This window comes from Kitasatospora sp. NPDC007106, assembly GCF_040634455.1.
In the GTDB taxonomy this organism is placed as follows: domain Bacteria; phylum Actinomycetota; class Actinomycetes; order Streptomycetales; family Streptomycetaceae; genus Kitasatospora; species Kitasatospora arboriphila.
Map to the genome: position 1 here is coordinate 1 of NZ_JBEYFP010000404.1, position 5,415 is coordinate 5,415.

Below are 5,415 nucleotides of genomic sequence, written 5' to 3' on the forward strand. Positions count from 1 at the left end.
GGGCGGGGTCACCGACGGCCGGGACGCGCTGGCCTTCGCCGCGGCCGGCGCCGGCGGCGTCGCGGTCGGCTCCGCCCTGCTGCACGACCCCACGGCCCCGCTGCGCATCCTCGACGAGCTGCGCACCGAGCTCGCCTCCCGCGGCCTCGCCGCCTTCACCGACGCCGTCGGCCTGGCCCACCGCCGCGACTGACACCCCACCCGACCCGGCACCACCCCGCACCACCCCGCACGACCCCGGCACGCCCCGCACGACCTGTACGACCCGCGCGACCCCGTACGAGACCCGTACGACGACCCCTACGACCGGAGGACACCCATGACCACCCTCGCCCCGTTCGGCGCCCGCCTGCGCCACGCCCTCGACACCCGCGGCCAGCTCTGCGTCGGCATCGACCCGCACGCCTCGCTGCTCGCCGCCTGGGGCCTCGGCGACGACGTCGCGGGCCTGGAGTCCTTCTCCCGCACCGTGGTGGAGGCGCTGGCCGACCGGGTCGCCGTGCTCAAGCCGCAGGCCGCCTTCTTCGAGCGCTTCGGCTCGAAGGGCATCGCCGTCCTGGAGCGCTGCACGGCCGACGCCCGGGCCGCCGGTGCGCTGGTCGTGATGGACGCCAAGCGCGGCGACATCGGCTCGACCATGGCCGCCTACGCGGAGACCTTCCTCGCGCCGGGCAGCCCGCTGTTCTCGGACGCGCTCACCGTCAGCCCGTACCTGGGCTTCGGTTCGCTGCAGCCCGCGGTGGACCTGGCCCGCGCCAACGGCTGCGGCCTGTTCGTGCTGGCGCTGACCTCCAACCCGGAGGGGGCCGAGGTACAGCGCGCCGTCGCCGCGGACGGCGAGAGCGTGGCGCAGGGCGTGCTGCGCCGGCTCGCGGCGGAGAACGCCGGCGCCGAGCCGCTCGGCTCCTTCGGCGCGGTGGTCGGCGCGACCCTCTCCGAGGCGGGCGCGGACCTCGCGATCAACGGCCCGCTGCTCGCCCCCGGCGTGGGTGCGCAGGGCGCCACCGCGGCCGATCTGCCGAGGGTCTTCGGCGACTCCGTGCGCAACGTCGTGCCGAGCGTCAGCCGCGACGTGCTGAAGCACGGACCGTCGGTCGCGGCACTCCGAGAGGCGGCGGAACGATTCGCCCAGGATGTGAGCGGCGTCACAAAGGGCTGATCAACCGTCGCTGAGAGCGGTTGATTTGCCCGGAAAAGTCCTGTGTCTGCCCCGGCTGACCAGGACTTTTCGTGTTCTTTTCCTGACGTGGCGGCCTAAGTTGGGTAGTGTCCGGCGGTAGGTCACCGGAAGGCGACGGAATTCCGCCGCCGCGCAGGTCAGAGCCTGCTCTCCGGAGGCCGGGCACCACCAGTCATAGCTCATCCCTTCCATCCATACCTGAGGTGAACGGCGTGGCTCTTCCGCCCCTTACCCCCGAACAGCGCGCCGCTGCGCTCGCCAAGGCCGCCGAAGCTCGGCGGAAGCGCGCCGACGTGAAGAACAAGCTCAAGCACTCCGGTGCGTCGCTGCACGACGTGATCAAGGCCGGCAAGGCGGACGACGAGGTCATCGGCAAGATGAAGGTCTCCGCCCTGCTCGAGAGCCTGCCCGGCGTCGGCAAGGTGCGCGCCAAGCAGATCATGGAGCGCCTCGGCATCTCCGAGAGCCGTCGTGTGCGCGGTCTCGGTACCAACCAGATCGCCTCCCTGGAGCGGGAGTTCGGCGGCGCGGCCACCTGAGCCGGGCCCCTGGTCCCCGGACGGTCCGCGATCCGGGATAATCGGTGCATGAGTGAGCGTCCGCGGCTGACCGTGCTCTCCGGCCCCTCCGGGGTCGGCAAGAGCACGGTCGTCGCTCATATGAGGAAGATGCACCCCGAGGTCTGGCTCTCGGTGTCGGCGACGACCCGCCACCCGAGGCCGGGCGAGAAGGACGGGGTCCAGTACCACTTCGTCGACAACGACCAGTTCGACAAGCTGATCGCCAACGGCGAGCTGCTGGAGTGGGCCGTGTTCGCCGGCAACCGCTACGGCACCCCCCGGCAGGCGGTCCAGGACCGGCTCGACCGCGGCGAGCCCGTCCTGCTGGAGATCGACCTGCAGGGCGCCCGGCAGGTGCGCGAGTCGATGCCCGAGGCCCAGCTGGTGTTCCTGGCCCCTCCGAGCTGGGACGAGCTGGTCCGCCGCCTCACCGGCCGCGGCACCGAGCCCCAGCACGTGATCGACCAGCGGCTCGACGCGGCCAAGGTCGAGCTGGCGGCCGAGACCGAGTTCGACACGACCCTTGTCAACACCTCCGTCGAGCAGGTAGCGGCCGAACTGCTAGCCTTGCTCGGTGTAGTCTGACCCGATCGGCTCGTCGAGCCGCTCGTCAGACTGTGTGAGACCACAAATCCACTTTCGGAAGGTTTTCGCGTGTCCTCTTCGATGACCGCGCCCGAGGGCATCATCAACCCGCCGATCGACGAGCTCCTCGAGGCGACGGACTCCAAGTACAGCCTCGTGATCTACGCCGCCAAGCGCGCCCGCCAGATCAACGCGTACTACTCCCAGCTCGGCGAGGGCCTGCTGGAGTACGTCGGCCCGCTGGTCGACACCCACGTGCACGAGAAGCCGCTGTCGATCGCGCTGCGCGAGATCAACGCCGGCATGCTCACCGCCGAGGCGATCGAGGCCGCCTGAGCCTCCCCCCTGCGCAGGGCCCGCCGGACGTGTTCCGGCGGGCCCTGCGCTGTGCTCCGGGTCATGGTGCACCGGCCGTCTGATGCGCCGTAGGGTGAGGGCGAGCCCCACCCGGGCGAGGCCGGACAAGGAGATCCACCCCCATGAACGCACCGCGCGTCGTCCTCGGCGTCAGCGGCGGCATCGCCGCCTACAAGGCCTGCGAGCTGCTGCGACGGTTCACCGAGTCCGGCCACCAGGTCACCGTGGTGCCGACCGAGGCCGCCCTGCACTTCGTCGGCGAGGCCACCTGGGCCGCGCTCTCCGGCCGCCCGGCCGCCACCGAGACCTGGGAGAGCGTGCACGAGGTGCCGCACGTGCGGATCGGCCAGAACGCCGACCTCGTCGTCGTCGCCCCCGCCACCGCCGACCTGCTCGCCAAGGCCGCCCACGGCCTGGCCGACGACCTGCTCACCAACACGCTGCTCACCGCCCGCTGTCCGGTGGTGCTCGCCCCCGCGATGCACACCGAGATGTGGGAGCACCCGGCCACCCAGGAGAACGTCGCCACGCTGCGCCGCCGCGGCACCGTGGTGCTGGAGCCCGCCGTCGGCCGGCTCACCGGCAAGGACACCGGCAAGGGCCGGCTGCCCGAGCCCTCCGAGATCTTCGAGGCCTGCCGCCGGGTGCTCGCCCGCGGCGCCGCCGAGCAGGACCTGGCCGGCCGGCACGTGGTGGTCTCCGCCGGCGGCACCCGCGAGCCGCTCGACCCGGTGCGCTTCCTCGGCAACCGCTCCTCCGGCAAGCAGGGCTACGCGCTGGCCGCGACCGCCGCCGCCCGCGGCGCCCGGGTCACCCTGCTCTCCGCCAACGTCGAGCTGCCCGACCCCGCGGGCGTGGACGTCGTCCGGGTGTCCACCGCGCTGCAGCTGCGCGAGGCCGCGCACAAGGCCGTCCTGGACGCCGACGCCGTGGTGATGGCCGCCGCGGTCGCCGACTTCCGCCCGGCCGAGTACGCCACCGGCAAGATCAAGAAGGTGGAGGGCGTCGACCCGGCCCCGGTCGTGCTCGTGCGCAACCCCGACATCCTCGCCGAGCTCTCCGCCGAGCGGGCCCGCCCCGGCCAGCTGGTGGTCGGCTTCGCCGCCGAGACCGACGACGTGCTCGCCAACGGCCGGGCCAAGCTCGCCCGCAAGGGCTGCGACCTCCTCGTGGTCAACGAGGTCGGCGACGGCAAGGCGTTCGGCCAGGACACCAACGCGGCCACCGTCCTCGCCGCCGACGGCGGCGAGACCCAGGTGCCGCACGGCCCCAAGGAGGTCCTCGCGGACGCCGTCTGGGACGCCGTGGCCGCCCGTCTCGGCTGACCAGACGGGGCGACGGTCACACGACTGCCGCACAAGGGGAGTGCCCGCCGACGGTGCTCCCCCGTTACACTCCAGGAATCAAGTCTTTCCGGATGCCCCGAAGACCGGGGCATTCAGTCAGCAGCCGCTGCAACCCCAGGGAGCGCTGTGTCTCGCCGCCTGTTCACCTCGGAGTCCGTCACCGAGGGACACCCCGACAAGATCGCTGACCAGATCAGCGACACCATCCTGGACGCCCTCCTCAAGGAGGACCCGGCCTCGCGCGTCGCCGTGGAGACCCTGATCACCACCGGCCTGGTGCACATCGCCGGCGAGGTCACCACCAAGGCCTACGTGCCGATCGCGCAGCTCGTCCGGGACAAGATCCTCGAGATCGGCTACGACAGCTCGAAGAAGGGCTTCGACGGCGCCTCCTGCGGCGTCTCGGTCTCGATCGGCTCGCAGTCCCCGGACATCGCCCAGGGTGTCGACACCGCGCACGAGCACCGCGTCGAGGGCGAGGACGACGAGCTCGACAAGCAGGGCGCCGGCGACCAGGGCCTGATGTTCGGCTACGCGTGCGACGACACGCCGGAGCTGATGCCGCTGCCGATCACCCTCGCGCACCGGTTCTCCCGCCGCCTGTCCGAGGTCCGCAAGAACGGGACCATCCCGTACCTGCGCCCCGACGGCAAGACCCAGGTCACCATCGAGTACGACGGCGACAAGGCCGTCCGCCTCGACACCGTCGTGGTCTCCTCGCAGCACGCGAGCGACATCGACCTGGAGTCGCTGCTCACCCCGGACATCCGCGAGTTCGTCGTGGAGCCGGAGCTGAAGGCGCTCGCCGACGAGGGCATCAAGCTCGTCACCGAGGGCTACCGCCTGCTGGTCAACCCGACCGGCCGCTTCGAGATCGGCGGCCCGATGGGCGACGCCGGCCTCACCGGCCGCAAGATCATCATCGACACCTACGGCGGCTACGCCCGCCACGGCGGCGGCGCCTTCTCGGGCAAGGACCCGTCCAAGGTCGACCGCTCCGCCGCGTACGCGATGCGCTGGGTGGCGAAGAACATCGTCGCCGCGGGCCTCGCCCGCCGCGCCGAGGTGCAGGTCGCGTACGCGATCGGCAAGGCCGAGCCGGTCGGCCTGTTCGTCGAGACCTTCGGCACCGAGACCGTCCCCGTCCTGGACATCCAGAAGGCCGTCACCGAGGTCTTCGACCTCCGCCCGGCCGCGATCATCCGCGACCTGGACCTGCTGCGCCCGATCTACGCCCAGACCGCCGCGTACGGCCACTTCGGCCGTGAGCTGCCGGACTTCACCTGGGAGCGCACCGACCGCGTCGAGGAGCTGAAGAAGGCCGTCAGCGCCTGACCCACCTGCCCCGGCAGTCCGCAGGCGGCGGCCACCCCCGTGGGGGTGGCCG

At 72.1% G+C, this 5,415-nt stretch carries 6 protein-coding genes and 1 pseudogene; all 7 read left to right on the forward strand.

The window, feature by feature from the left end:
- Positions 1-193: pseudogene (locus ABZ641_RS24660) on the forward strand (dihydroorotate dehydrogenase); the annotation flags it as partial.
- Between the two features lie 126 nt (positions 194-319).
- Complete coding sequence (gene pyrF / locus ABZ641_RS24665; RefSeq protein ID WP_344624227.1) at positions 320-1,159, forward strand: orotidine-5'-phosphate decarboxylase; 840 nt, start codon at positions 320-322, stop codon at positions 1,157-1,159.
- A gap of 233 nt (positions 1,160-1,392) precedes the next feature.
- On the forward strand, positions 1,393-1,719 hold the full coding sequence (gene mihF, locus ABZ641_RS24670; protein WP_030268416.1) for an integration host factor, actinobacterial type: 327 nt from the start codon (positions 1,393-1,395) through the stop codon (positions 1,717-1,719).
- A 48-nt stretch (positions 1,720-1,767) separates the two neighbouring features.
- Positions 1,768-2,325: a guanylate kinase gene (gene gmk / locus ABZ641_RS24675; protein WP_344624228.1), complete on the forward strand. Its 558-nt coding sequence runs from the start codon at positions 1,768-1,770 to the stop codon at positions 2,323-2,325.
- Between the two features lie 69 nt (positions 2,326-2,394).
- A complete protein-coding gene (rpoZ, locus tag ABZ641_RS24680) occupies positions 2,395-2,661 on the forward strand; it encodes a DNA-directed RNA polymerase subunit omega (RefSeq protein ID WP_030240625.1) in 267 nt (88 codons plus the stop codon).
- Between the two features lie 143 nt (positions 2,662-2,804).
- Entirely contained in the window at positions 2,805-4,007 is a 1,203-nt protein-coding gene (coaBC, locus tag ABZ641_RS24685; protein ID WP_359984985.1) for a bifunctional phosphopantothenoylcysteine decarboxylase/phosphopantothenate--cysteine ligase CoaBC, read from the forward strand.
- 147 nt (positions 4,008-4,154) lie between these two features.
- Entirely contained in the window at positions 4,155-5,363 is a 1,209-nt protein-coding gene (gene metK, locus ABZ641_RS24690) for a methionine adenosyltransferase (protein WP_344624230.1), read from the forward strand.
- Positions 5,364-5,415: the final 52 nt, after the last annotated feature.